Raw genomic sequence first — 23,297 nt, 5'->3', positions numbered from 1 at the left:
CACTGTGCGGCATGGATACCGAGCGGCAGCCCGTCTATGCCCACCACCTCCACCAGCAAGTTGGAAAACAAGACTCACCATAGGAGGGTAGGTTGGAAAAGCCAACCCTAGATCCTTGATGAACTACATGACCATGACCACAGCCGCAACCCCCCGCCCCTGCTCGATCGCCGACGCGCTCGCAGTGGTCGGGGAGAAGTACTCGCTTCTGGTCCTGCGCGAGGTTTTCTTCGGTGTGCACCGCTTCGACGGCCTCGCCCGCAACATCGGGGCGCCACGCGGCATCCTCACCACTCGGCTGCGCCGCCTCGTGGACGCCGGAATCCTGGAGAAGGTCCAGTACAGCGACCGCCCGACCCGGTACGAGTACCGCCCGACCCCGGCCGGCGAGGAACTGCGCCCCGTGCTGCTGCGCTGGGGCGACCGCCACCTCAACGCCGTGCCGCCGACCGTCTTCGAGCACTCGTGCGGCGCGACGCTCGACCCGGCCGTCGTCTGCCGCGCCTGCGGCACGGAGGTGGAGAGCCGCTCCCTCACCCCGCGCTTCACAGCCCCCGGCTGGACCGCGGCCGGGCCGGAATGATCCAAGAGCCGGGACTGGTCGGACAGGCGTCGAACCGGCGTGCACGACTTCGCGGCGCCACCGCCCATACCGCGGCCGATGCGGCGTCCAGTAGTGCCCGGCCGCCAGGTCAGGTTCGGAGCCGGCGCCACGGACCATCCGGCAGTCGACCGCGACGGTGACGATGTGCCGGCCGGTCGCCAGGCCGCACACCCGGACGTCATCCCCGCCGGTGACGGCCACAGGGCAGCCGTCCGGCAACGTCGTCGCCGCCGACACCCCGTACACCGCGGCCCCACCCGTGCCGCCGGACTCGGCGCCACATCGAGTAGCGCGGTGACCCGTTCCGGGTCTGCGGTCACCAGGAACTCCGGGTCCGCCAACCGCTCGTCGACTGTGGTGGCTTCCGTGGCGGTCTGCGTGGTGGCCGACGTCGAAGACAGCACGGGGTCCGCCCGGTGTGAGGAGAGAGGGCGGCCGTGCGGGGCCGCACGGGAGGGAACGTGCCGTTACACGCGGGGCCGGATTGCCTCGACGAGGGCGGCGAGGTATTCCTGGGCCGTGCGCGGTCGGGTGAGCGGTGCGGCCTGCCCGGCCCAGAGGTTGAGGTAGTCGGGGAGCCCCCGTTCGACGGCCGCGCGGCGGATGGGCTCGGTGAGTGCGCCCTGGACCGGATACGGCGGAAGGTCGCCCTCGTACCCGGCCATCTCCCGCACGAACCGGTTGGCAATGGTCCGGGCCTGGCGGCCGGAGACGGTGCTGGTCAGCACGGTGACACGGGCTTGCGGGCTGTGCAGCGCCCGCTTGTGGACGGCGCTCGCGCCGGACTCGTCGGTGGCGAGGAATCCGGTGCCGATCTGGACGGCGTCGGCGCCGAGTACCAGTGCGGCAGCGATCCCGCGGCCGTCGGCGATCCCGCCGGCGGCGACGACCGGCACCGAGACGGCGTCGACGACCTGCGGGACGAGGGAGAACGTCCCGACCAGGGACTCCCCCGTCGGCCGCAGGAACGCCCCTCGGTGGCCCCCGGCGTCCGCCCCGGAGGCCACGACGGCATCGACCCCCGCCTCGTCGAGCGCGACCGCCTCGTCGACGGTCGTCGCCGTCCCGAGGGTGACGATGCCGCGACGCCGGGCCTCGGCCAGGACGTCCCCGGGCGGGATGCCCATGACGAAGCTGAAGACCGGCGGCCGGGCCTCCAGCAGCGCGTCCACCTGCTGATCGAAGTCCTCGCCGAACGACGCGGGGAACTGCGGGTCGGGCAGGCCGAGTCGGTCGAGGTACGGACGGAGCCTCCCGATGTGAGTGGCGAACTCGGACTCGGTCATGGTCGGTTCGCGTTCGCCGGGCTGCGGTATCCAGAGGTTCACCGCGAACGGGCGCGCGGTGCGGGCCTTGATCTCCGCCACGGTGGCCGCAATGTCCGAAGGGGCGAGGACGTGGGCGCCGTAGGAGCCCAGGCCGCCGCCGTTGGACACGGCGGCGGCCAACCGGACGGTGGAGTAGCCGCCACCGAACGGCCCTTGCACGATCGGGTGGTCGATGCCGAGGAGCTCGGTGATGCGGGTACGGGTCGACACTCGGCCGACGGACATGTCCACTCCTTCGTTCGGGCCCCTCGCAACGGCAGGCACGCCATCCGGGGGCCTGGGAGCCAACCGACCGGAGTATCGAGTTGGAAAATCGAACTTACCAGAGACCTGGAGGGTTGGGAAAGCAAACCATTATCCGACGGTGGCTGCATGACGAGCGGCCATCCCGACCTCCGGACCGTCCCACCCCGCATGCACCTTGGTGCCGCATCAGCCAACGTTCGCCCTCTCGTGACGAGCCAGCCGGATGCTGCGGACGGCGGCTCCGGACGGTCAGAATGATCACGTGGCTGAACGCGCGCAGGTCCGGGCGATCGATGACGACGAGGGCAGACGGCTGTTGCGGATCGTTCGCCTCCAGCTCGGTCCCGGTGCCGTAGAGGTCCTCGGCGACAGTCGCGGTCAGCTTGGCGAAATCGGCGAAGGTGGCCTGCGCGCTGAGTTTGCCGCCGGTGGCGGCGTCGTATCAGATCCGGCCGGCCCTCTCCCAGGCGTTGCCGCCGATGGCGGTGGCGGTGAGGTGGAAGGCGCGGTTGGGGATGCCCGAGTTGATGTGGACTCCGCCGTTGTCCCGCTGGACGGACATCTCCTTGCAGTCCTCCATGTGGGCTGGCTGGGGGTCCTTGCCGAGGCTGTAGTCCTCGTGGGCCGTACCGGGTTCGGCGAGCGAGCGCAGGGCCTTGACCCTGATGCCCGGGGCGATCATCCCGAGGCCGAGGAGCCAGTCGGCCTGGTCGGCGCTCTGGCCGAGCGCGTGCCGCTTGACGAAGGAGGCGAAGACCTCGGCGATGGACTCGGAGAGCGCCCCGGGCTCGAAGGCGTACAGGTGCTGCGGGTTCATGATCTGCCGGGTCATTCCGGCGGCGACGACGTCGAGGATCTCCTGCGGGCACACCTTGAACCGCTCGCCGTCGCCGTCGCCAAGGACGAACCGCTCGCCGCCCCAGAACGCGTTGGGGAACTTCTCGCGGTAGTGGACGGTCGCCCGCAGCGGGCCGCCCTCGCCATCGAGGGAGTTCCTGCCGTACACGTCCCGGAAGAAGTCGAAGGTGCTGCCCAGCGCGTCGTAGACGCTATTGACCAGTTCGTCCGTGCTCGGGCCATCGCCCTCGGAGCGCACCAGGGTGCCCGGCAGGGTGTCCTTGTTCCCGGCGTCGTAGACCTCACGGCGGGGCGTGGGAGTGTCTTCGGTTTCCATGCGATCCAGTGTGGGCGCCGCCCGCCCAGGTCGGCGCCTTCCCGGTCGCGCGTCCCGGTTCCGGCTGCGCACATCATTGGACATGACGATCAGTCGGTTATGGCATGGTCTGGCGTGGCCCCGACCGATCGGGTGATCATATTCATGACATCATGTCATATTATACTGCCGAGAGGGTGCTGAAGATGCCGGTCGACTGGCCCGCCGAGACGTTCGTGTTGCGCCTGCTCCGGGTCCCCGGCCTGGTGGCCGGTGCCGCGCCGGGGAGCCCGGCGGGCACCCCCGTGCTGCTCGGGCCGGAGACCGGCGGCGAGGGCGAGCGCTGAGTGGCCGAGCGGTTCCGGGTGGCGCAGCACCGGATCCGGCACGTCGCCACCGGCCTCTACCTGACCGCCGAGGGAACGGGTACCGGTGCGGCGGTCACCCTTCGGCCCAGGTTCCCCGACACCGGCGGCGACTCCTCGTACTGGCGGCAGGCCTGGCGGGCCTTCGTCCAGCGCGACACCGACCGGCTGACGGCCGTCAACGACCTCTCCGACCGCCTCCTCGGCCTGGCCGAGCCGGCCGCCGGCCGCCCGAATGTGCCGCTGGTCCTGGAGAAGGGCGCCGGCGCCGAGGGCCGGTCCTGCACGGCCTGGGCGCCCACGCCCGTCGCGCCGCCGAAGCCCGTGCCCGCTCCGGCGCCGAAGGCCACGGACCTTCCGGAGGGGACGGGGCAGGTCCGGGTGCCGGCCCGCCGCTTCGAGCGGTACGGGCGGATCATCGAGGAGACGTCACTTATTCCTGATGTGTCGTATTCCCCGCCAGCGAGGCTGAGCTGCTGGATCGTCAGGAGTTGAGCACCCCGTCGCCTCGCGCCGCTCCTAACTCATCGGCTCGTGAGCCGAGGACCCCCGCACCGTGCTCTGTTGGACCGGCACTATGTGCAAGCGCTGGTCGGCTCAACCTTGACGCTCGAGGTCGCGCCCCGCCTGTCTGCGCTGCCCCGGACTTGGAAGCCATCGAGGTCCTCCGGGTGGAACGGCCCGGGACGGGCACCCCGGCGACGGTACTTGTGTGCCATCACGTGGCACCAACTGATGACTCGCCATCTTTCGGATACGCCTGCACGGCCCTGCGACGCGGATTTCCAGGGGTGGACTTCGGCTCGGCCAGGACCCGCCGCAGATCGTCAGGCGCAGTCCGTGACCGTGGTCATGGAGATCAGCTGGGCAACGGGGATGGCCATCGGCTCGGACTGCCCCTGGACCGTCAGATGCAGCACTCCGCCGTCCTCGGAAAGCAGCGTCCCGCAGGCGGTGCCCGTGCTGTAGGTCACCCGCAGCGTACCTGTCTGTACGCTCGGGGCCCACCAGGTGAGGGCTGTGCCGATGAACAGGCAGGTCAGAGCACAGGCCACGGTCCGCCGCGCGAGGGTGAGACGGTGGGCGACCTTGATCGCGGTCGCCAGGTTGAAGGCGTCGAGCGACCCGTACCGACTGTGGATGTCGGCCAGGGTGACCCGCAGCGGCCGGGACCCGGCCTGGGCGGCGAGCGCATGCCAAAGACCCGTCACCGCGAGTGCGAGTCCGCCGCTGATGAACGCGGTGACGGCAATCCGCCAGTTCGTCGGCAGGTCAGCGGCGGTGGTGCGGCCCTTCAGCACCACCGCCGTGCCGATCAGGGTGACGAAGGCGGCCAAGCCGTTGCGCCACACCTCCGCGCTGGCCCGCACGCTGGGGAGGGACTCGCGCACCATGGCCTGGAAGCGGTCCCGCTCCGCCAGGTCCGTGCTGCTCGGTGCCACAGTCGGCGCCTGGGGCAGGCGGTTGAGCCTCACGGGGCGGCGACCTCTAGCCGGAAGCTGACACCGCATCCGGTCACGCCCTCGGGCGCGCCCTGATGCTCGACGCCGCAGGCGCAGGTCACGTCCAGGCTTACCGCGTTGACCGCACTGTCTCCCTGGCTGCGGTTGGGCCCGGACAGCCCGTAGAGGGCGACGGTGGTCTGCCGGTCGACAAGGCTGTGGTCGCAGCGAGGACAGGGTCCCTTCACCACGAGGCACGGCGCGGCACCGGACTCCAGCAGTTCCACCTTGAGGTCGTCACTGCCGAGCAGTGCATACGCACGCACGGTCCACTGGACATCGGTCGTGGCCGAGTAACTGATGCCATTCTCAACAGACATGGCCACACTCTACTGATCAGCCTCCTACCATGATGTGCGTTCGGACAATCAACTGCGCTGGGGGGGCACAGGTCGATGGAGGTCAACGGCGAGACAGGCGGACGCGACCTGGTGGAGGAAGGCGTACGGCTGGAGCGACTCGGCCGCAGCGCCGAGGCCGAGGCGCTCTTTACCGAGGCCGCGGAGCAGGGCAATGTCGCGGGTCTGTACAACTGCGGTCTGCTGGCCGAACGCAGGGGGGACCTCGGTCGCGCCCGGTTGTGCTTCGCCCTGGCCCACGACGGCGGACACCCCTGGGCGGCCAACAACCTCGGGGTGCTGCTGTTCAACGCGGGTGACCCGGAGGCGCTCACCTGGCTCCGGCTCGCCGAGGCCATGGGGCATCCGCAGGCCGCCGGCAATGTGCGGCTGCTGCTCGCCAACAGGGCGGCAGCGGTGAAGGGTAGCCCCGAGTCCACTACCCTGGCGCTCTGCCGGGATGCCGAGGGCGCCTACCGGTTCTTCCAGGCGACCGGCAGCGACGCGGCGATGGTCAGGGCGATCAGCCTGGCCAGGCAGGCGGTGCAGGCCGTGCCCGAGGACGACGCGGGCAGCGTCACGATGCTGTCCGACCTGCGCGACCTGCTCAGCGAACAGTACGGCCGCCACGGCCGCCGTCACGACCTCCAGGAGGCGATTGCCACCGCCGAGGCCACGGTGCACCGCAGCCTGCCGACGGATCCACGCCGACCGGAGGCGGTCGGGACCCTCCTCCACCTGCTGCGCAAGCAGTTCACCCTCGACTCTCGTCCCGAGGCGCTGTTGGAGGCGGTGACGCGGTACGGGCGCCCTTCCCTCGAACAGCCCGTCGGCGACAACTCGGCCAAGCTGGTCCTGGCAAGCAACCTCTGCGGGGCCCTGTTCGAACTCGCCCAGCGGGACATTGCCGGAGCCGACCTGGACGAGATCGTCGCAGTCGCCGAGAAAACGGTCGCCCTTGCCGGAGCAGGAGATGCCGGCGCACTCAACAACCTGGCGGCAGCGCTGCTGCTGCGCGGGTACCGTAGCAGTTCGGTCGCTGATGTGAGCGCGGCGATCGAGGCACTCAGCTCGGCTTCGGCGGACAGCGACTCCCCGCACCTCGGAATCGCCGTCACCACCCTGGCCCGGGCGCTCGATCTCCGGGCGACCTTGACGGACCGGGAGGAGGACCGCCGGACGGCACGGCTCTACGCCGAGCACGCGCAGCAGCTCACCAGCGAGACAGCGCGCAGCCACCCGGAGGCGCTGATCGCCGCGGCCCTCGCCGCGGAGGCCCCGGGCGCTGTCGCTGCGGCGCAGCTCGCGCTCGACGCGGCGCCGGGTGACCACAGGGACCGGTCCCGGCTACTGCTCCGCCTGGCCGAAGCGGCCGAGGCGGAGGGTGATCCCGGAGCGGCGGTCACTGCGGCCAGGCAGGCGGTCACCACGGCCCGCGACCCACTGTCCCTCCTGAACGGCCACCGGAAGCTGGGCACCTTGCTGCTGAAGGCTGCCGAGTCCGCGGCGGACGGCGGCCGGCGCAGCGACGCGCACGAGATGGCCTCGGAGGCGGTTGAGTCGTTCGACGCCGCCGTGTCGGCCTGCGGCCCCCGTGGCAGCGCGTACGCCCTCACCCTGGTACAGCGGTTCAGGTCGCTGATGGAACGTCACCGGCTCGGCGGACCGGCAGCGGACCGGGAGGCGGCTCTGGCCGACCTGCGCACGGCATCGGGTGCGCAGCACGCTTCGGCACCGGACCGGCTGCTCGCGGCCCGGATCTGGAGTGGCGTGGCATGGGAGGCCGGCGACCTCCCGGACGCCCTGGCCGGAGCCGTCGCCGCGGTGAACCTGCTGCAGGAGTTCGGCTGGATGGGACTCGACCGGGACGACCAGGAGCGGGGCCTGCACAGTGCTGCGGCGATGCCCCGCGACGCCGCAGCACTGGCGATAGCGACGGGCCAGCTGGAACTTGCCGTCGAACTGCTGGAGCGCGGCCGGTCCGTGCTGTGGCGTTCCGCCCAGCAGGTGCGTGGTGACCTCACCGTCCTGGCCGCGCAGGCGCCCGGCCTCGCCGAGGAGCTCGAACAGATCCGTTCCGAGCTGGCCGCGAGGTCGGGCCTCGACCGCGAGGCCCGACTGCGCCTGGCGACACAGTGGTCGCTCAAGGTGGCCGAGGCGCAGGCCCACCCGTCGGTGGAGGGCTTCCTGGAGCCGCCCCGCTTCCAGGACCTCGCCGAGGCTTCCGCCAAGGGCCCTGTGGTCATCGTCAACATCAGTACCCTCCGCTGCGACGCGATCGTGCTGCGGCCGAAGGGCGGCCCCGAGCTGGTGCCGTTGTCGAGTTTCACCTCGCAGGAGATGGACCGGATAGCCAACACCTACGCGCTGCGCCTGGAGGAGGCGACCGCCCCCACCGCCAACGGCCTGACCAGGGACCTGGCCCGGCACGCCACGCACGACACCCTCGAATGGCTGTGGGAGCACATCGCCTCCCCCGTCCTTGCCCACCTGGAGCTACCGGCCCCGCAGGGGGCGCTGCCCCGGATCTGGTGGTGCCCCACGGCCTCGCTGAGCAATCTGCCGCTGCACGCGGCCGGCCGCTACCCGCGGAGCACGTCGTCCGTCCAGGTCGAGCCGATGGGCCTGCCGTACTTGACGGTGTCCTCCTATACCTCCACGCTGGCCTCGCTGGTCGAAGCCAGGAAACGGCCGGTCCGGGCCTCGTCCGGCCTGCTGGCCGTCGCGGTGACCGACACCGGCAGGGGCCACCCGGTACTGCCGTTCGCCAACGACGAGGTGGTGGCCATCGCGCAGGCCGTCGACATCGGACAGGTGATCCTGATGATGGGCGACGGAACTGACGAGCTGGACGAGGTACATCCGCCCGGTACCGAGCGGATGACCGTTTTGATCGGCGAGGGTGCCACCAGCAACGTCGTGCGCAAGCAGTTGAGCCGCCATGGCTGGGCGCACTTCGCTTGCCACGGGGGCTTCGACCTGAGCGCGCCCTCCACGGTCGGCCTGTCCCTGCGGGACGACGAGCTGACTGTGCTGGATATTGCGGAACTCCGGCTGGAGCAGGCGGAATTGGCCTTCCTTTCCGCCTGCCACACCCGCAGGGGCGGCGCACTGCTCCCGGACGAGGCCATTCATCCCGCCGGCGCCTTCCGCACGGCCGGCTTCCGGCATGTGGTGGCCACCCTCGGCAGGATCAACGACGAGGCCGCATCCCTGGTGGTCGCCCGGATGTACCAGCTGCTCAGCGGCAGCAACGGGCTGGACGCGACCGGCACGGCCACCGCCCTGCACCATGCGGTGGCCGGCCTCCGCGCCCAGCACCTGACCGACCCGACGGTGTGGGTCCCCTTTGTGCACGACGGCCCGTAGCCGCCGCCCCGGCGTCCGACGGGTCGGCCGTGACAGCGGTCTTGCCCGTTAGGTGGTCCGGCCAATCGCTCTGTGTAGCGAATGGACACGTATTGCGACCCGCGGTCGCTGTGGTGAATGAGGCCGGTGTCCTTCTTGATCTTCTGCCGCCACAGGGCCATCTCCAGCGCGTCCAGCGGCAGGTCGGTGCGCATGTGGGTGGCGGCCTGCCGGCCCACGATCCTGCGGGAGTAGGCGTCCAGGACGAACGCGACGTAGACCCAGCCCGACCAGGTCAGGATGTAGGTCAGGTCGGCCGGCCACAGCTGATTCGGCCGCTGGGCGGTGAACCGCCGGTTGACCAGGTCCGGCGGACGCGGCGCGGCCGGCTCGGGGACGGTGGTGCGGCGGCGCTGTCCGCGGATGACGCCCTCGATGCCGAGCTCGCGCATGAGGCGCTCGACGGTGCACCGCGCGACCGCATGGCCGGCACGGTGCAGGGCGCGGGTGACGCGGCGGGCACCGTAGGTGCGACCGGAGTCCTCCCACACGGCCGTGACCAGCGGGATCAGCTCTTCGTCGCGGAGCCGGCGGGCCGACTTCGGCCGCTGCTTGCGCGCGAAGTACGTCGACGGCGACAGGCCCGGCACCCGGCAGACGGGATCGACCCCGAAGCCGTCTCGCAGGTGGTCGATCACCTGCTCGGCCTCGTCCGGGGACGGTCGATCTCCTGGGCAAAAAACACGCTGGCGGCCTTGAGGATCTCGTTCGCTCGCCTCAACTCGGCGACTTCTCTACGGAGTTCCTTCAGCTCGTCGCGCTCGGCGGTGGCGAGGCGGTCGTCCCGCTCTCCGGCGTCGGCCTCGGCCTGGCGGACCCAGGACCGCAGGGCCTCCGGGTGGATGCCGAGGTCGCGCGCCACGTGAGCGACAGGCCGGCCGGTGGACCGGACCTCGCGCACGGCGCGGTCACGGAGCTCATTCGGGTACTTACGTGGTGCTGGCACTGCTCGTGGTTCTCCTTACGCCTGGATCGTAACAAACCCAGACATCAGGGACTCCACGAAAGCCAGAGCAGCTCACGGCGTCGGCCATGCGCTGTCGGTGGTGATCCCGGCCCGCAACACCGCCTACGCCTTGCCGGCGATGCTGGACGCGCTCGCCGCCCAGCGGCACGCGGCCGACGTGGAGGTGATCCTGGTCGACGACGCTTCCACGGACGCGACGTTCGACATCGCCCGCCGGCACCCGGCGGTCACCACTGCGGTGCGCCTCGCCGAACGGCGCGGCTCGGCCACGGCCCGCAACGTCGGTGCCCGCCTCGCCCAGTTCCCGACCGTGCTGTTCATCGACGCCGACATGGTGCTGCCCTCGCACGTGTTCGCCGACGTCATCACCCGTGCCGCTGCCGACACCGTGCTCACCGGGTTCCGGCACAACGTCCCCTACCAGGCATCGCCCTGCGGCAACCCGTTCCTACCCGAAGGCCCACCGCACCTCACGGCCGACCACCGCGTGATCTGGAAGCCCCCGGTGGGCGCGGTCCTGCCGTACTCGGGCATCACGCTCACCGACGAGCTGGACGGACGCCCGCTGGACGCCACCGACGAGCGCCAGCGTCCGAGTGCCGCGGTAGGCAGCCGCCCCGGCTGACGGCCCAGGCGCTGCCCGCCGCCGGGGCGGATCCGGCGTCTACCTATGAGGTCGCGCTGCCGCCTGGGCCCCCGGTTCAGTACTGGCACACAGGGCACTCAACGAGTGTTCCCATCCGGCGCGGGGAGGGGCCGAACGAGAGGAGCGTGGGTGGGTCAGCCGCAGCTCCCGCTCTGGAACGAGGTCAACAGCGGTTCGTCGAAGCTGCTCGCGGTGTCACTCATGATGCCCGGGTTACCGTTGCCCCCGCTGAGGATGGCGACGTTCGTGTCGGCGACGGTACTGCGGGTCGTGGCGGACAGTCCGGCCGCGAACACGGCGGCGGCGAGCACGGTGCGGATACACATCGAGGTCTCCTGATGTCATGAGAACGGGTCGCCCGGTGAGGCTCGGCACGACAGCGGCGATGCCCGGCCACCGCCGGACGGCAGTGCCCGGGACGCGCTCCGGGCCGGTGGGGTCGTGTCGACGCCACCGGCCACCATGCGAACGCCCGGGTCACGGCACCACCTGCTGGCCGAGCCCTCGATAGGTGTCGAACGCTTCGGCGAGTACGCCAAGGACCCCGAAGCCATCGAACGCTCGTGTGCCCGCCGCCTTCGCGGCCCTTCCCTCCTTCTCATCCTCCGCCCCACCCGCGCCGACCCGCGCAAACTCGCCGTCTGGCTCGACACCGTCCAAGCCGCCGCCGGGGCTCCCCCGCCGACGCCCCACCAACCGCCACGTCCCGGACAATCCCGGCGCCTGGACCCCAGTCGGCACAGCGGCGGTCCCTGATCCCGCGCCCGGCGCTTCTCCCGGCCGGGCGGAGCATGCCGGGTCACTCGTTCGGAGCAGTCCGGCGATCCCGGAATCCCGATGAGAACGGCGGCCCGGGCGACGCCGTCGCGCACCGAACCGACCCGACCGACAGGTCGTACACGGCCGATCGGCCTAGCGTGGTCCGCGAGCGCCTATGCCGACCAGGGCGTGGGTGCCCGACCGAGAAGGAGTGCGTGATGGAAGAAACACGTGAGCCGGAAGAGGTCGAGGTCGAGGTCGTCGACGACGAGGAACTGCCCGACTTCGCGCTGATGGTCGACGTTCCGAACTGACGGGACGAGGCCACGACCGGGGCGGATCGCCGTATCCGCCCCGGTCCCCGAAAGCAGGAGCATCGAGGAGGGCTGGGAGGCGGCAGTGCGTGTGGAACCGGACGCCGAGTGGGCGGTCAGGGACGAGGAGCGGCTGGACGGCATGGTGGCCGGCTGCTTGACCGCGGCGGGGTGCGCGGAATCGTCGTGGCGGAGGCAGGACCTTCGCTACCCCGGCCTGCACGCAACAGCCCACCGGCTCCAGCGGGCCCGGGGGAATACTTCCGGCGACGGTGAGCGGGAACGGAACACGCAACTGGTGGACGGCGTCGCCGAACGGGCCCGGTCTAGCGCCGAACGGGCGCGGGCCACGGCCGCGGACACCGGCTGGGCCGTGGACCTCGCGCCGCCGACGGAGGAGCACCTGACGGCGAGCGTCCGGCGGGCCCTGCGCCAAGTCCCGCCCCGCACCGGCCCCGCCGCAGCCGGACCCGCTGCCGAGGTGGGCGACTGGAACACCGGTCTGCGCACGGCCTTCGCCGCCTGCCACCGGACGCTGGAGCGGGCCTGGCCGCAGATGCTGGCCGAACTCGGTGTCACCCTGCGCCAGATCGCCCTCCTGGACGGCGACGGCATCGACGGATTCACCGACTTCACCGTGCACGGCACCGCCTTCGTCCACCACCGCAGGCTCACCGACGACCCCGGGAGCGGACTTGCGGGGCCGGTGCGGCTCGCCGAGGCGCTGGTACACGAGGGCACCCACAACCGGTGCAACGCGGCCGCCGCGGGCACCCCCTTCCTGCGGCCGTCCGACCCGGACGTCCTGCTGCCCACCCCGCTGCGCGCCGACCCGAGGCCGCTGACCGGCCTGTTCCAGCAGGTGGTGGTGCTGGCCCGGCTCGTACTGCTCTACCGGAACCTCCCGCAGGAGCCGGCGGTGCGGGCCCGTCAGGCGGTCCTGCTCGACCAGGGCCGCGACGGCGCGTCCTCCCTGCGCCGGCACGCCGACGCGCTGACCCCGGCGGGCGGGGAACTGCTGCGGCAGGCCGAGGCGGTCTTCACCGACGGGCCGGCGCGATGAGCCCCGCCGTGGCCTGGCCGGTCCAGGTCCGTGCGCTCTTCCCCGAAGCGCCGGAGTTCCTGATCGGCCGCACCGCCGCGCGCAGCCCCGCCTTCACGGCCAACGACGCGGCCGGCGGACAGCCGGTGCTCATCGGATCGGCCGCCGGGACCGAGCGCCACGACGTCACCCGGCGCGCCGAGGGCGAACTGCTGGAGCGGATGCACAACGTCCTCGCCGGGCACCACGCAACGCGGCGGGCCGTCATCGGCTCGTACGCCGCCCTGCACCGCGCGGGCCGGCCCACCCTGGACCCGTGGACCTGGCCGGACCTCCAACAGGTCCCGGGCGCGCGGGAGATGGAACTGGCGTGGGTGGAGGGGACCTCGCTGACCGGCGCCGGTCGGCTGCTCGTACCGGCGTGCGCAGTCTACCTGGCCCACCGTCCGCCCGCCGGCTGCGCGGCGCCGCTGTCCCCCGGCTCGACCGGACTCGCCGCGCACCGGTCCATCGCGGCGGCGCGCAGGCACGCCCTGCTGGAGGTCCTGGAACGGGACCTGTTCCGGCGCGCCTGGTACGCGGGCGGCCCGCGCGTGGCGCCAGGCGATCCGACGCCACTCGGCGAGCCGCTCCGGCGGGTGCTGGACGCGCTGGGCCTGAGGGAACGCTGCGTGGTGCTGCCGGGTCCGGCGGGGACCGCGTGCGTGGTGGCCTGCCTGGCGGACGCCGACGACACCCGGCAGAGCTTCGGCGCCCGCGCCACCGACGGCGCCCTCGCCCCGGCCGCGGCGGCCGCCGTCCAGGAGGCGCTGATGGTGCGCTGGAGCATGGACAGCGCCGGCGCCCGCACCGCCTGGACCCGGCTGCGTGCCGACCCGTACCGCCGACCGAGCGGCCCTCTGGAACACGCCCTGCACACGTACCACCGCCAGGACAGCCTCACCCACCTCCTGCACGGCGCCGCCGACGGCACGTGGCGGGCGGCTCCGACCACCGCGCGGGACCTGCCCCTCCTGCTCGCAGGGCACACGGGTCACGACGTCATCGAAGTCCCCACCTTCGTACCTGAGTTGGGTGATGCCACAGTGATCCGGGTGGTGGCCCCCGGCGCACGCCGGATGCCCGTCGACGAACCGCCGCAGCCCGCCACGGCGACCCCATCGCAGCCCCCGCACCCGCTGGGCTGACCCCCGAACGGAGACCGACCGTGTCCGCTCCCGCCACCCGCCCCCCGGCGAGCGCCCCGTACACCCGGCACTTCGCCGACCGCTACGACACCTGGTTCGGCAAGCCCTCGGTGACCGCCGAAACCGTCACCCTCCTCGCCCAACTCGCCGGCCCCGGCACCGCGCTGGAACTCGGTGTGGGCACCGGACGCGTCGCCCTGCCCCTGGCCCGGCGCGGCGTACGGGTCGAAGGCATCGACGCCTCACCCGAGATGGCCGCCCGGCTGGCCTCCAAGCCCGGCGGCGACCGCATCCCGGTCACCATCGCCGACTTCACCCGCCCCCCGCTCACAGGGCGCTCCTACGACCTGGTCTACCTCGTCGCCGGAACCCTCTTCGAACTCGCCACCCAGGACGACCAGCTGCGGTGCTTCCAAGCCGCCGCACAACTGACCGGCGAACACGGCCTGTTCGTCCTGGACGCGTTCGTCCCCGAAGTCCTGGTCACCTCGGACCCCCCAGGCGGCCAAGCCGTCGAGACGGCCAACGGCGACGAGGTCGTACTCCACCGCACGTTCGACCGGGCCGCCCAGCGCTACCACTCCCACTACCGTGTCACCCCCAGCGACGGCGGAGGCCCGGTCGACCTGGACGTAGCCTTCCGCTACGCGGGCACCGGCGAACTCGACCTGATGGCCCGCATCGCCGGCCTGGAGCTGCGCGAACGCCACGGCAGCTGGAGCGGGGACCCGTTCACGGACGGCTGCGCCTACCACGTGTCGGTCTACCGGCACACCCGCTGACCGGCGACGCCCGCCATGCCCACCTGGATCCCGGCCGCCCTGGCCGCCGCCGCGCTGATCACGCTCGCCGTCTTCGTCGCCTGGGGCGCGCGGACCTCACCGCACCGCCTGTTCTCCTGGGGCATGTACTCCGGCTCCTCCAAAGGCTTCCTCTGGATCCAGCACGAAGGCCGCCTCCACCCGCTCGACATCGAACGCCTCCACCTGGCCCCCGGCAGCCACTACCTCAACATCCCCGAACTCCGCCGCCTGCTCCCCCACACCAACCTCGACACCCCGCTCAGCGGCCTGATCATCGGCTCCGACGGCGTCTGGCGACTCCACTACGACCCTGCCACCCGCACCCTTCGCCTCGCCCGACTGCCCGCCGGACAGCAACTGCGCATCCTGGCCGAAGCCCTCCGCGAGACACCGTGACCACCACCCACGCCGCCGCCGCACTGCTCCTGCTGCTCGCCGTCACCTGGCAGGCCGCCCTCACCCTCACCGACTGCCGCACCATCGCCCGCCACTACCCCGACGGCCACGCCTACCGCCTCGGCCACGGCTGGACCCCGCCCACCGAGTTCGCCACCCAACGCCGCCTCGCCCTCACCGTCCTCACCGGCGCCGCCACCCTGCCGGCCGCCCTCGCCCTCCTGCGCACCACCCCCGGCCCCACCGCCACCGCCACCTACGGCGCCAGCTGCGCACTCCTCCTCCTGCTGATCCTCAACGAACGCCGGCGCAGCGGCTGCCGCTTCACCACCGTCTGCATCGCCCTGCTCACCACCGCCCTCGGTCTGCTGGCCCTGCCCGGCCCGGCGGGCGCCGCCGCCGGCCTGTTCGCCTCCTTCTTCGCCGCACAGCTCTACCTCGTCGCCGGCTTCCGAAAGCTGCGCTCACCCCACTTCATCAGCGGCGGCGTCCTGATCGACAACCTCGCCTACAACGCCGTCCAGGCCGCCGCCGGCAACCGCGACTTCCCGCCCTGGCCCCGCCCCACCACCCTCGGCGCCGCCCTCACCCGCCCACTCCTCCGCCACCTGGCCCGCACTGCCGCCCTCGCCACCGCCGCCGCCGAACTCGCCCTCGGCCTCGCCGCCCTCGGCCTCCTCCCCGCCCCCGCCACCCTCACCCTCGCCGCCCTCACTCACGGCGCCTTCCTCCTCATCAGCCCCCGCCGCATCGTCCCCTTCTCCGCCGCCTCCCTCGGCCTGCTCCTCCTCGCCACCACCCACCCACTCCTCCCCCTGTTCACCCCCTGACCCTCCCGGCGCCGAACACCGGCAGCCGCCCCCGGCGACGCGCTTCCGCGCGGGGCACGCCGCATGCACCGTGGGGTCCGGCCGGCGGTCGGACCCCACGGGCAGACCTCGGTTCCAGCCAGGCTGTCTCGTAGACGGCGGGGAAGGGGTGCTCGGAGGGCGAGCCGGTAGCCCGCGCTGACCACGACGGCGCCCAGGTCCCGGCACAGACGGCGGCAGATCCCGTCGTGGGTGTCGAGGTCGCCGACGATGAAGCCGCCGCCGTGGAAGAGCACCACTGTGGACACCACACCGGCACCCCGGCCGGGCGGCCGTCCCGCACCGAAGCGACGCCGAGGGGCGGGCTGGGCGCAACCGCCGGCGCGAGCATGCGGTTGCGCACAGCCCGCATAACCTCCACCGTGGGCACGGCGGCCGGCGCCGGCCCGGCCACCCCGAGCTGCTGCAACAGCGCCGCGATCTGCGGATCGATGGGGCCAAGGGCATTGCGCGATCCTTCGGCTCGCGTGCCCGGGGCACGCCTGCGACTCTGCCGCCCCACCGTCGTCCCGGCTGCCCCGGCCCCAGCCCTCGGGCAGCCCAAGCGGGTGAAGACTCCGGACGGGGCCCGCGAGTGGGGTGTGGTGCTCGGATGAGTTGTCTCCGCCGTTCGTGTGACGGCGTCGCCCTGGGGCGGCGGGAAGCCGGGATGTGTCGAAGACTCGGGGTGCCGGCGATCGGCGTTCCCCGTGGTGTCCCACGGGTCGGAACACGCCCCCGCCGAGACCTCAACCCCCTTCCGACTTCACAGGATCCGTCATGACGAACGTCAGTACCGGCCCGAAGCTCGCCCCGTTCCCGTTCGGCCCCGGACAGCACACGTGGGAGCAGGGGCTCACCGACCAAGGCGTGCCCGACGGCCAGTCCGGCCTGGTGTCGTCCCCCGCCGAGGACCCCGACACCGTCTACCCGACCGGGGACACGCGCCTGGACTACCACCACTTCGAGCTCCAGATCTCCGGCTTCACGGACAAGCAGCGCAACGACGCCCTCGACGAGATGGACAAGTACCTCGCCGAGAAGCAGAAGCGCATGCTCGGCTACCAGTTCACCCGGGACATGAATGGCTACCAGCAGGACCTGGCCCGGTTCCTCTCGTACCACACCAACAACCTCGGGGACCCGTTCAGCACCCAGGGCCACCAGGTCAACAGCCGGGTCGTCGAGCGCGCCGTGCTCGACTACTACGCCGCTCTGTGGCGTGCGGTCTGGCCGCACGATCCCAAGAACCCCGAGTCCTACTGGGGCTACTCGCTCTCCATGGGCTCCACCGAGGGCAACATGTACGGCGTCTGGAACGGGCGCGACTACCTCAGCGGCAAGGCGCTGTTGAGCGAGCACGACCCCAAGGCCTCCGCCGCCCCGCTGCGGTGGGTGCAGGCAGCCCGCCCCCAGGGGGCGCCCGCGGCCTACTACCAGCCGGTGGTGTTCTACTCCGAGGACTCGCACTACTCCTTCGCCAAGGCGGTCCGCATCCTCGACGTCGACACCTTCGCCACACTGGGCGCTCGGGAGTACCCGGGCAAGTGCCCGCTGGCCGGCACGAAGGGCGAGTGGCCCAGCGAGGTGCCCTCGAAGGCCGGGCCCTCGGGAAGTTCTGCCGATGGCCCGGGCGAGATCGACATCGAAGCGCTCGCGACACTGGTCGAGTTCTTCGCCGCCAAGAGGCACCCGATCCTGGTCAGCCTCAACTACGGATCCACCTTCAAGGGCGCGCACGACGACGTCCGGGCGGTGTGCGAGCGGCTGCTCCCGATCTTCGAGAAGTACGGCCTGATCGAGCGCGACGTGCTCTACATGAACGACGCGCAGGGCAATCCCCAACCCGAGAAGCGACGGGGCTTCTGGATCCACGTCGACGGGGCGCTCGGAGCCGGGTACGCGCCGTTCCAGCGCCTGGCGTTCCGGGACGACAAGTTCGGCTGGAAGCCGGCTGTGGACCTGCCGGAGTTCGACTTCGGCCTCAAGGTGAAGAGCGCCAAGTTCGGCGACATCGACATGGTCTGCTCCATCGCGATGAGCGGCCACAAGTGGCCTGGTGCGACGTGGCCGTGCGGCGTCTACATGAACAAGGTGAAGTACCAGATGAAGCCGCCGAGCCAGACCCAGTACATCGGCTCGCCGGACACCACCTTCGCCGGCTCGCGCAACGGCTTCTCGCCGCTGGTGCTCTGGGACCACCTGGCCCGGCACTCCTACAAGGACCAGGTCCAGCGGATCAAGGAGGCCCAGGAGCTCACCGACTACCTGGAGCAGCAGCTCAGGAAGCTGGAGAAGCAGGGGCTGGTGCTGTGGACCGCGCGGACCGCAGGCACCCTGGCCGTGCGCTTCCGCAGGCCGAGCGCGACGACGGTGGCCAAGTGGTCGCTGTCCACGCTCGACGTGAAGTACCCGGACGGGAAGGAACCCCACCCGTACGCGCACGCGTTCGCGATGCCCGGCTCCACCAAGGCGGAGATCGACGAGTTCGTAGCGGACCTGCGCACGGACCCGGAGCTCGCAAAGCCCCCGGTCCTGGAGGACGCGGCCCCGAAACGCATCGCCGGGATCGCCGAGGGCGCCGTCGCGCTCGGGCTGGTCCACGTCACCGGCCGAGGCATGCGGTAACGGAACGCCTGCCCGCAACGGGCTCGCGGATCCGCGGGCCCGCCGGGCGTCGGCCGCCCGGCGAACACCCCCAGTTCCAGGAGAGATGACATGACGTCGGCACCGGACTTCCGTCCCCCCGGCTGCACCCCTTACTCACCGCCCCGACGGACGCGGCCAAGATCAGGGACGTCCTCAAGGAGGGCCTCGTCTGCCACGCCGCGTACATCGACACCACCTCGACGCCGGCCAGGCCCCTGTCCGTCCCGATGGTGTACGGGTTCGAACCGTCCGTGGGCACCACCGAGGTCGGAACGCTCTACCTGCACGGCACGAAGGATGTCCCGAAGTACCCGGACCCGTCCCGGCTGCAGCACCTGGTCGCCCAGGCGGGCGACAGTGGCCTGCCGGTCTGCCTGACCGTCGTCGTGCCGGACAGCCTGATCGTCGGCCGGTCGGCCTTCCACAGCTCGATCGCCTACCGGTCGGTGGTCGTCCACGGCACCGCCCGGCTGCTCAAGCCGGAGCAGCGCGCGGCCGCGCTGAAGCGCATCGTCGAGCACGTCATCCCCGGCCGCTGGGACGACACGCGCCACCCGAACACCGGCGAACTTGACGGGGACGAGAGCAAGGACCAGTTCGGGACGGTGGTCCTCCGGATCGACGCGAACACCTCGAACTCCACCGTCAAGCAGCGGGCCGGAGGCCCGACGCACGAGGACCAGTCGGACCTGGAGCTCGACTACTGGGTACGCGCGTCACCGACGTGTCCGGGGGTGACGCTGCTCGCGTGGCCGCGCCGACAGGGGCGCGGCGGGACCGGGAGGACGAACATGACACGCGCGCGCGGCCGCGCCGCCGCTCTGGCCGGTGCCGCTGCGGTGATCGCCGCCACCACCCTCGCCGCCCCGACCGCAGCGGCCGAAGCAGCCGGGGCCGGCGGTGGGATCACCGGGCAGGCGCCCTGCCCGGAGGCACCCGAGTTCCTCTGCGGGACCCTCACCGTCCCCCTCGACCACAGCGGCGCCACCCCCGGCACCCTCGACCTGCGGGTCGCCGTCACCCGCACCACCGCGGCGCCCAGGGGCGACCTGCTGTTCCTCACCGGCGGCCCCGGCCAGCCCGGCGTCCCGGCGATGAGGCGCACGGCGAGCAGCTTGGAGCCCGTCCTCAAGGACTACCGCCTGGTCATGTTCGACCAGCGCGGCACCGGCAAAGGCGCCCTCCAGTGCCCCGGCCTCCAGGAGGACATGGGCTCCTCCGACCTCGCCGTCCCGCGCCGGCAGTCCGTCACCGACTGCGCCGCCGCCCTCGGCCCCGACGCCCGCTTCTACAGCACCGCCGACACCGTCGCCGACATCGACCTGCTCCGCCGCGCCCTCGGCGCCCGCCGCCTGACCCTGGACGGCGTCTCCTACGGCACCTTCACCGCCCAGCGCTACGCGCTCGCCCACCCCACCCGCGTGGCCCGCCTGGTCCTCGACTCGGTGACGCCCCGACGGGGCATGGACCCCCTCGACCTGGCCGCACTGCCCGCCACCGCCCGGATCCTGCGCACCGCCTGCCGCGCCACCGGCTGCACCACCGACCCGGCCGAAGACCTCGCCGCCACCGTCCGCCGCTACGGCAACGGCGCACAGATCCTCAGCGCGCTCACCGGCTACGAGTTCGCCGACCCCGACTACGGCGGCGTCCCGGACATCCTGCACGAGGCCGCCGCCGGGCGCCCCGAGAAGCTCCAGGACTTCTTCGACCTCGTCCACCGCGAGATCGACACCGCCACGGCCGAGGAAATCAGCCAGGGCCTGCACTCCGCCACCGTGTGCGCCGACTCTCACTTCCCCTGGGGCACCACCGACACCCCCGTCGAAGGGCGTGCGGCGGCGCTGGAGCGCACCCGCAAGCGGCTGACGGCCGAGCAGACCTGGCCCTACGACCCGAAGACCGCGACCGGGCTCGGCAGCCTCCTGGTCTGCCTCGACTGGCCGCGCCAACCCGTCCCGCCGACGCCCCCGGACCACCTCGGGCTGCCCCACGTCCCGGTCCTGCTGCTCGGCGGCGACCGCGACCTCGCCACACCCTACGAACTCATGGACGAATACACCGAGTTCGCGCACCACCCGCGGAAAGTGATCGTCCCCGGAGCCGCCCACTCGGTGCAGAACCGGGCCGAGAACCCCGCCGGACGCGAGGCCGTCCACGCCTTCCTGCTGCAATAGCGCAGGCCCGCGACGGCGCCGCCGGTACGCCGGGCACCCTCGCGGTGGCGGGCAGGCGGGCCCGGTGGTGCACTGGAAAGGCGCACGAGGCGGGCGGGCGCGCGTCCGGGGAGCACGCGCGTCCGGGGAGCACTCGCAGGAAGGAGCACGCCGGTGGAGCCGTTGATCGCGCTGGTCGTCGGGTTCACCGCGGCCCGTCTCGCCGGGCTCCTTGGAGCGGACGCCCTCGCCGGCTGGCAGCCCGCTCTGCGGGCCGGACTGGTGGCCATGTTCCTGCTCACCTCGATCGCGCACTTCGCCCCCGCCCTGCGACCCGACCTCGTCGACATGGTCCCGCCGTGGATGCCGCGCGCCGGCCTGCTCGTGACGATCACCGGCCTGCTCGAAGCCGCCGGCGCGATCGGCCTGCTGCTCCCCGCCACCGCACGCTGGGCCGCCGGCGGACTCATCACCCTCATGATCGCCATGTTCCCCGCCAACGTCTCCGCCGCCAGAAGGCACACCACCCAGGGCGACCCCCTCGGCCCGCGCACCCTCCTCCAGATCCTCTACATCGCCGCGGCCGCCGCCACCCTCGTCCGCACCCCGCGACACCCCGCGCACCCCACCCACAGCGCATGACACGCTGACCGCCGCTGCGTGCTGCCGTGACGGGCGGCGTGTCCGGCCCGCCGGATCAGCCGTCCGTGAAACGGGTGTGACGCAGGACCAGGAGCGCGGCCGTGACGGCGCCGACGACCAGCGCGAGGAGCGCGACGCCGGTCAGTGCGTCGGGAGCGGTGACCGGCTGGGCACGGCGCGCCTGCCAGGTCAGGACGAGCACCAGGCCCAGATAGGACAGCGCGGCGATCCACATCAGCGCCGTCCGCTGGCCGGGAGTCGCCCGGCGCGGTCGCCGGGCGAGGAGAAGGCCGATCAGCGGCAGTACCTGGAGCGCGTGCAGACCGGCGAAGTGCGGAATCCGCAGATCGCCGCCGACCGTGCTCCAGTCCGTGACCGGCAGTCCCGGCCCGCCGTCGGCGAGCCCGACGGTGTGCGCACCGATGACGGGCATGCCGTGGCCCCCGGCGGCGGCCTCGCGCTGCAGGCGGGTGGGCAGGGTCATCAGGAACGCGACGGCCATACCGAGACAGCACACCGCCGTCCCCAGGCGCAGCCCCCACGCGAACACGGGCGGTTCCACCCGCTGGGACAGGAGCAGGACGACGGTCACCAGGTTCATCACCCAGGCGGCCACGATGAACACGGCCATCGTGATCCACACGCCCGTCGAGGTCACGGTGGTGAAGTTGAAGTGGCTGGTCGTCCCGGCCGCGGCCACGGCGGCGATCAGGGCCATCTCCACGCTCAGCGCCACGGCGGTCACCCGGGAGACGGTGCGCACGAGGCGTTCGCGGCCGTGGACGAAGGTCAGCAGCCACATCAGGGTGAGGGAGTAGAGACAGATCGACAGCGCGAACCGGGCCGGCTTCGCCCAGGCCGGTTGTCCGGTGATCGACTGCCGGTCCACGGCCAGACCCACCAGAGCGGCCGCCAGCACCAGGACCATCAGGGCCGCGGTGGCGACCAGCGGCCGGTTCACCGCCCACATCCGCCGCACCGGCTCTCCGGCCCCGCCTACCCGCGTCATACCGATCCCTCTCGCGCGACCGCTCCAGCGCACGGCACGGCAACCACCATGCCCTGCCCCCGGCAACCGGATACGCCGCCGGGCCGCGCGGGGCGGCCCCGTCATCCCATCCCAGTAGTGCGGACACCCCTCATGAGCCCGTCCCGACCACGACGCGGCGGGTCCGGGTACCGAGCCGGTCCGGCATCCGCTCATGGACCGCAGGCTCCACGTCCGCTGGACCTCACCGCCGTCAACAACCTCACTGCGACCGACCGTCGTCCATCGGGCCGGCTCGGCGCCCTCGGGGACGCCGGATTGGTGACCTCACCCGGGCCGGCGCCGTTCTGATCGCAGCGGCACTCATCGCTCTGGGAATCGGGCTCATCCAGCACTTCTGACCGCCCGCATCAGACCCCGAGCCCTGAGCAGTCCCCTTGGGCTCGTCGGGACGGAGCCGACCGCTACGTGCAGCCCACCTCTCCGAAATCGCCGAGCCAAAGCTGACGCCAAGTCAGAAAAGTCAGCAATGGGTCAGCATCGATACGGGCAGACCTTGCGACAGGTGCCCACACCTGAGAATCGACCGGCCCCACAAGTTACCTTTCCGAGGAGGCAGGCACGAGGAGTGAAACTCGCTCACCAGGAACCTCCAGATGTCCCCAAGGCCCTGTCAATAGCGGCAGACTCAGAGGCAGCCAGCGAGGTATTGTCCCAGGTCAGCGCACTCGTCCGCGCGCCTTGAGCGGGATGTCGGGAAGCTCCGGCGCCCTCAGCCGGGCGCCGTCGTAGCCGTGCACTTCGCCGAAGCGAATTCCCTTTTCCCAGTCGTTTCGTGCCTGTACGATCTCGGCACCGGATCGGCCGATGAAGTTCCACCACATGACGAGCTTCTCGGCGAAGGGTTCGCCGCCGAGGAGGAGGAAGGAGGCGTCGGTGGGGGCGTGGAGGGGGAG

The 23,297-nt window shown here is 71.9% G+C and carries 23 protein-coding genes and 1 pseudogene; 13 read left to right on the top strand and 11 right to left on the bottom strand.

From position 1 onward, the window contains the following. Positions 1–133 precede the first annotated feature (133 nt). Positions 134–583 (top strand): winged helix-turn-helix transcriptional regulator, encoded by a 450-nt coding sequence (locus ACFVFS_RS18815; RefSeq protein WP_380625461.1) that lies wholly within the window; start codon positions 134–136, stop codon positions 581–583. Positions 584–1,071: 488 nt separating this feature from the next. On the opposite strand, the gene ACFVFS_RS18810 is transcribed toward ACFVFS_RS18815, so the two are convergent. Continuing rightward, positions 1,072–2,157 (bottom strand): NAD(P)H-dependent flavin oxidoreductase, encoded by a 1,086-nt coding sequence (locus tag ACFVFS_RS18810; RefSeq protein WP_380625460.1) that lies wholly within the window; start codon positions 2,155–2,157, stop codon positions 1,072–1,074. 463 nt (positions 2,158–2,620) lie between these two features. Continuing rightward, positions 2,621–3,352 carry a M4 family metallopeptidase gene (locus ACFVFS_RS18805; protein ID WP_380625458.1) on the bottom strand — a complete coding sequence of 244 codons (732 nt, stop codon included), beginning with the start codon at positions 3,350–3,352 and terminating at the stop codon, positions 2,621–2,623. Between the two features lie 152 nt (positions 3,353–3,504). On the opposite strand from ACFVFS_RS18805, the gene ACFVFS_RS18800 reads away from it, so the two are divergent. Both ACFVFS_RS18800 and ACFVFS_RS18795 read left to right on the top strand, forming a co-directional pair. Then, positions 3,505–3,678 carry a hypothetical protein gene (locus ACFVFS_RS18800; RefSeq protein ID WP_380625456.1) on the top strand — a complete coding sequence of 58 codons (174 nt, stop codon included), beginning with the start codon at positions 3,505–3,507 and terminating at the stop codon, positions 3,676–3,678. Continuing rightward, a complete protein-coding gene (locus ACFVFS_RS18795) occupies positions 3,679–4,191 on the top strand; it encodes a hypothetical protein (protein WP_380625454.1) in 513 nt (170 codons plus the stop codon). It begins immediately after the preceding gene. A 332-nt stretch (positions 4,192–4,523) separates the two neighbouring features. Here ACFVFS_RS18795 and ACFVFS_RS18790 read toward each other — a convergent pair whose 3' ends face one another. Both ACFVFS_RS18790 and ACFVFS_RS18785 read right to left on the bottom strand, forming a co-directional pair. Next, complete coding sequence (locus ACFVFS_RS18790) at positions 4,524–5,171, bottom strand: hypothetical protein (protein WP_380625452.1); 648 nt, start codon at positions 5,169–5,171, stop codon at positions 4,524–4,526. Further along, the gene (locus ACFVFS_RS18785; RefSeq protein WP_380625450.1) at positions 5,168–5,518 is read right to left on the bottom strand and encodes a hypothetical protein; all 351 of its coding nucleotides are present in this window, start codon (positions 5,516–5,518) and stop codon (positions 5,168–5,170) included. Before ACFVFS_RS18785 ends, ACFVFS_RS18790 begins: the two co-directional genes overlap by 4 nt. A 75-nt stretch (positions 5,519–5,593) precedes the next feature. Between ACFVFS_RS18785 and ACFVFS_RS18780 the strand changes: the two genes are divergently transcribed. After that, on the top strand, positions 5,594–8,905 hold the full coding sequence (locus tag ACFVFS_RS18780) for a CHAT domain-containing protein (RefSeq protein ID WP_380625448.1): 3,312 nt from the start codon (positions 5,594–5,596) through the stop codon (positions 8,903–8,905). A 74-nt stretch (positions 8,906–8,979) separates the two neighbouring features. On the opposite strand, the pseudogene ACFVFS_RS18775 reads toward ACFVFS_RS18780, so the two are convergent. Next, a pseudogene (locus ACFVFS_RS18775) lies at positions 8,980–9,582 on the bottom strand (IS3 family transposase); the annotation flags it as partial. Next, the gene (locus ACFVFS_RS18770) at positions 9,579–9,890 is read right to left on the bottom strand and encodes a transposase (protein ID WP_380625446.1); all 312 of its coding nucleotides are present in this window, start codon (positions 9,888–9,890) and stop codon (positions 9,579–9,581) included. The pseudogene ACFVFS_RS18775 and the gene ACFVFS_RS18770, both read right to left, overlap by 4 nt. Positions 9,891–9,987: 97 nt before the next feature. Here ACFVFS_RS18770 and ACFVFS_RS18765 point away from each other — a divergent pair, with 97 nt between their 5' ends. Then, the gene (locus tag ACFVFS_RS18765; RefSeq protein WP_380625444.1) at positions 9,988–10,536 is read left to right on the top strand and encodes a glycosyltransferase family 2 protein; all 549 of its coding nucleotides are present in this window, start codon (positions 9,988–9,990) and stop codon (positions 10,534–10,536) included. A gap of 155 nt (positions 10,537–10,691) precedes the next feature. Here the strand turns inward: ACFVFS_RS18765 and ACFVFS_RS18760 are convergent, their stop codons facing one another. Both ACFVFS_RS18760 and ACFVFS_RS18755 read right to left on the bottom strand, forming a co-directional pair. Beyond that, positions 10,692–10,883, bottom strand: a complete 192-nt coding sequence (locus tag ACFVFS_RS18760) for a hypothetical protein (protein WP_380625442.1) — start codon at positions 10,881–10,883, stop codon at positions 10,692–10,694. 151 nt (positions 10,884–11,034) lie between these two features. Continuing rightward, positions 11,035–11,217: a hypothetical protein gene (locus ACFVFS_RS18755; protein ID WP_380625440.1), complete on the bottom strand. Its 183-nt coding sequence runs from the start codon at positions 11,215–11,217 to the stop codon at positions 11,035–11,037. A 498-nt stretch (positions 11,218–11,715) separates the two neighbouring features. On the opposite strand from ACFVFS_RS18755, the gene ACFVFS_RS18750 reads away from it, so the two are divergent. From ACFVFS_RS18750 to ACFVFS_RS18730, 5 genes are read left to right on the top strand one after another with little or no spacing between them, the layout of a single operon-like run. Beyond that, entirely contained in the window at positions 11,716–12,693 is a 978-nt protein-coding gene (locus ACFVFS_RS18750) for an aKG-HExxH-type peptide beta-hydroxylase (RefSeq protein ID WP_380625438.1), read from the top strand. Continuing rightward, a complete protein-coding gene (locus tag ACFVFS_RS18745) occupies positions 12,690–13,859 on the top strand; it encodes a YcaO-like family protein (protein ID WP_380625436.1) in 1,170 nt (389 codons plus the stop codon). The genes ACFVFS_RS18750 and ACFVFS_RS18745 overlap by 4 nt, the downstream gene beginning before the upstream one ends. A 20-nt stretch (positions 13,860–13,879) precedes the next feature. Continuing rightward, entirely contained in the window at positions 13,880–14,641 is a 762-nt protein-coding gene (locus tag ACFVFS_RS18740) for a class I SAM-dependent DNA methyltransferase (RefSeq protein WP_380625434.1), read from the top strand. A gap of 15 nt (positions 14,642–14,656) precedes the next feature. Next, positions 14,657–15,058, top strand: coding sequence for a hypothetical protein (locus ACFVFS_RS18735; protein ID WP_380625432.1), 402 nt, complete (start codon positions 14,657–14,659; stop codon positions 15,056–15,058). Next, positions 15,055–15,888 carry a hypothetical protein gene (locus ACFVFS_RS18730; protein WP_380625430.1) on the top strand — a complete coding sequence of 278 codons (834 nt, stop codon included), beginning with the start codon at positions 15,055–15,057 and terminating at the stop codon, positions 15,886–15,888. The genes ACFVFS_RS18735 and ACFVFS_RS18730 overlap by 4 nt, the downstream gene beginning before the upstream one ends. Here ACFVFS_RS18730 and ACFVFS_RS18725 read toward each other — a convergent pair. Then, entirely contained in the window at positions 15,774–16,163 is a 390-nt protein-coding gene (locus tag ACFVFS_RS18725; RefSeq protein WP_380625544.1) for an alpha/beta hydrolase fold domain-containing protein, read from the bottom strand. The two genes, ACFVFS_RS18730 and ACFVFS_RS18725, sit on opposite strands and share 115 nt — an antisense overlap. Positions 16,164–16,686: 523 nt before the next feature. Here ACFVFS_RS18725 and ACFVFS_RS18720 point away from each other — a divergent pair. The 3 genes from ACFVFS_RS18720 (at position 16,687) to ACFVFS_RS18710 (ending at position 21,353) form a co-directional block, all read left to right on the top strand. Continuing rightward, positions 16,687–18,534 carry a histidine decarboxylase gene (locus ACFVFS_RS18720; protein WP_380625428.1) on the top strand — a complete coding sequence of 616 codons (1,848 nt, stop codon included), beginning with the start codon at positions 16,687–16,689 and terminating at the stop codon, positions 18,532–18,534. A 122-nt stretch (positions 18,535–18,656) separates the two neighbouring features. Next, the gene (locus tag ACFVFS_RS18715; RefSeq protein ID WP_380625541.1) at positions 18,657–20,732 is read left to right on the top strand and encodes an alpha/beta fold hydrolase; all 2,076 of its coding nucleotides are present in this window, start codon (positions 18,657–18,659) and stop codon (positions 20,730–20,732) included. Between the two features lie 153 nt (positions 20,733–20,885). Then, positions 20,886–21,353, top strand: coding sequence for a hypothetical protein (locus tag ACFVFS_RS18710; protein ID WP_380625427.1), 468 nt, complete (start codon positions 20,886–20,888; stop codon positions 21,351–21,353). 55 nt (positions 21,354–21,408) lie between these two features. On the opposite strand, the gene ACFVFS_RS18705 is transcribed toward ACFVFS_RS18710, so the two are convergent. Both ACFVFS_RS18705 and ACFVFS_RS18700 read right to left on the bottom strand, forming a co-directional pair. Then, positions 21,409–22,362 (bottom strand): hypothetical protein, encoded by a 954-nt coding sequence (locus ACFVFS_RS18705; protein ID WP_380625425.1) that lies wholly within the window; start codon positions 22,360–22,362, stop codon positions 21,409–21,411. A gap of 698 nt (positions 22,363–23,060) precedes the next feature. Beyond that, positions 23,061–23,297: pirin-like C-terminal cupin domain-containing protein (locus ACFVFS_RS18700; RefSeq protein WP_380625423.1), on the bottom strand; the 237-nt coding region annotated here is incomplete at its 5' end.

The sequence above is a fragment of the Kitasatospora sp. NPDC057692 genome (genome assembly GCF_042799475.1).
Taxonomy (GTDB): Bacteria; Actinomycetota; Actinomycetes; order Streptomycetales; family Streptomycetaceae; genus Kitasatospora.
This window is presented reverse-complemented; position numbering and strand designations above follow the sequence as displayed.

Bases quoted from the DNA above. Each gene is read 5' to 3' on its own strand.
- ACFVFS_RS18815 (WP_380625461.1), top strand. From the start codon at position 134: ATGACCACAGCCGCAACCCCCCGCCCCTGCTCGATCGCCGACGCGCTC.
- ACFVFS_RS18810 (WP_380625460.1), bottom strand. From the start codon at position 2,157: ATGTCCGTCGGCCGAGTGTCGACCCGTACCCGCATCACCGAGCTCCTC.
- ACFVFS_RS18805 (WP_380625458.1), bottom strand. From the start codon at position 3,352: ATGGAAACCGAAGACACTCCCACGCCCCGCCGTGAGGTCTACGACGCC.
- ACFVFS_RS18800 (WP_380625456.1), top strand. From the start codon at position 3,505: ATGTCATATTATACTGCCGAGAGGGTGCTGAAGATGCCGGTCGACTGG.
- ACFVFS_RS18785 (WP_380625450.1), bottom strand. From the start codon at position 5,518: ATGTCTGTTGAGAATGGCATCAGTTACTCGGCCACGACCGATGTCCAG.
- ACFVFS_RS18780 (WP_380625448.1), top strand. From the start codon at position 5,594: ATGGAGGTCAACGGCGAGACAGGCGGACGCGACCTGGTGGAGGAAGGC.
- ACFVFS_RS18760 (WP_380625442.1), bottom strand. From the start codon at position 10,883: ATGTGTATCCGCACCGTGCTCGCCGCCGCCGTGTTCGCGGCCGGACTG.
- ACFVFS_RS18745 (WP_380625436.1), top strand. From the start codon at position 12,690: ATGAGCCCCGCCGTGGCCTGGCCGGTCCAGGTCCGTGCGCTCTTCCCC.
- ACFVFS_RS18735 (WP_380625432.1), top strand. From the start codon at position 14,657: ATGCCCACCTGGATCCCGGCCGCCCTGGCCGCCGCCGCGCTGATCACG.
- ACFVFS_RS18720 (WP_380625428.1), top strand. From the start codon at position 16,687: ATGACGAACGTCAGTACCGGCCCGAAGCTCGCCCCGTTCCCGTTCGGC.
- ACFVFS_RS18705 (WP_380625425.1), bottom strand. From the start codon at position 22,362: ATGACGCGGGTAGGCGGGGCCGGAGAGCCGGTGCGGCGGATGTGGGCG.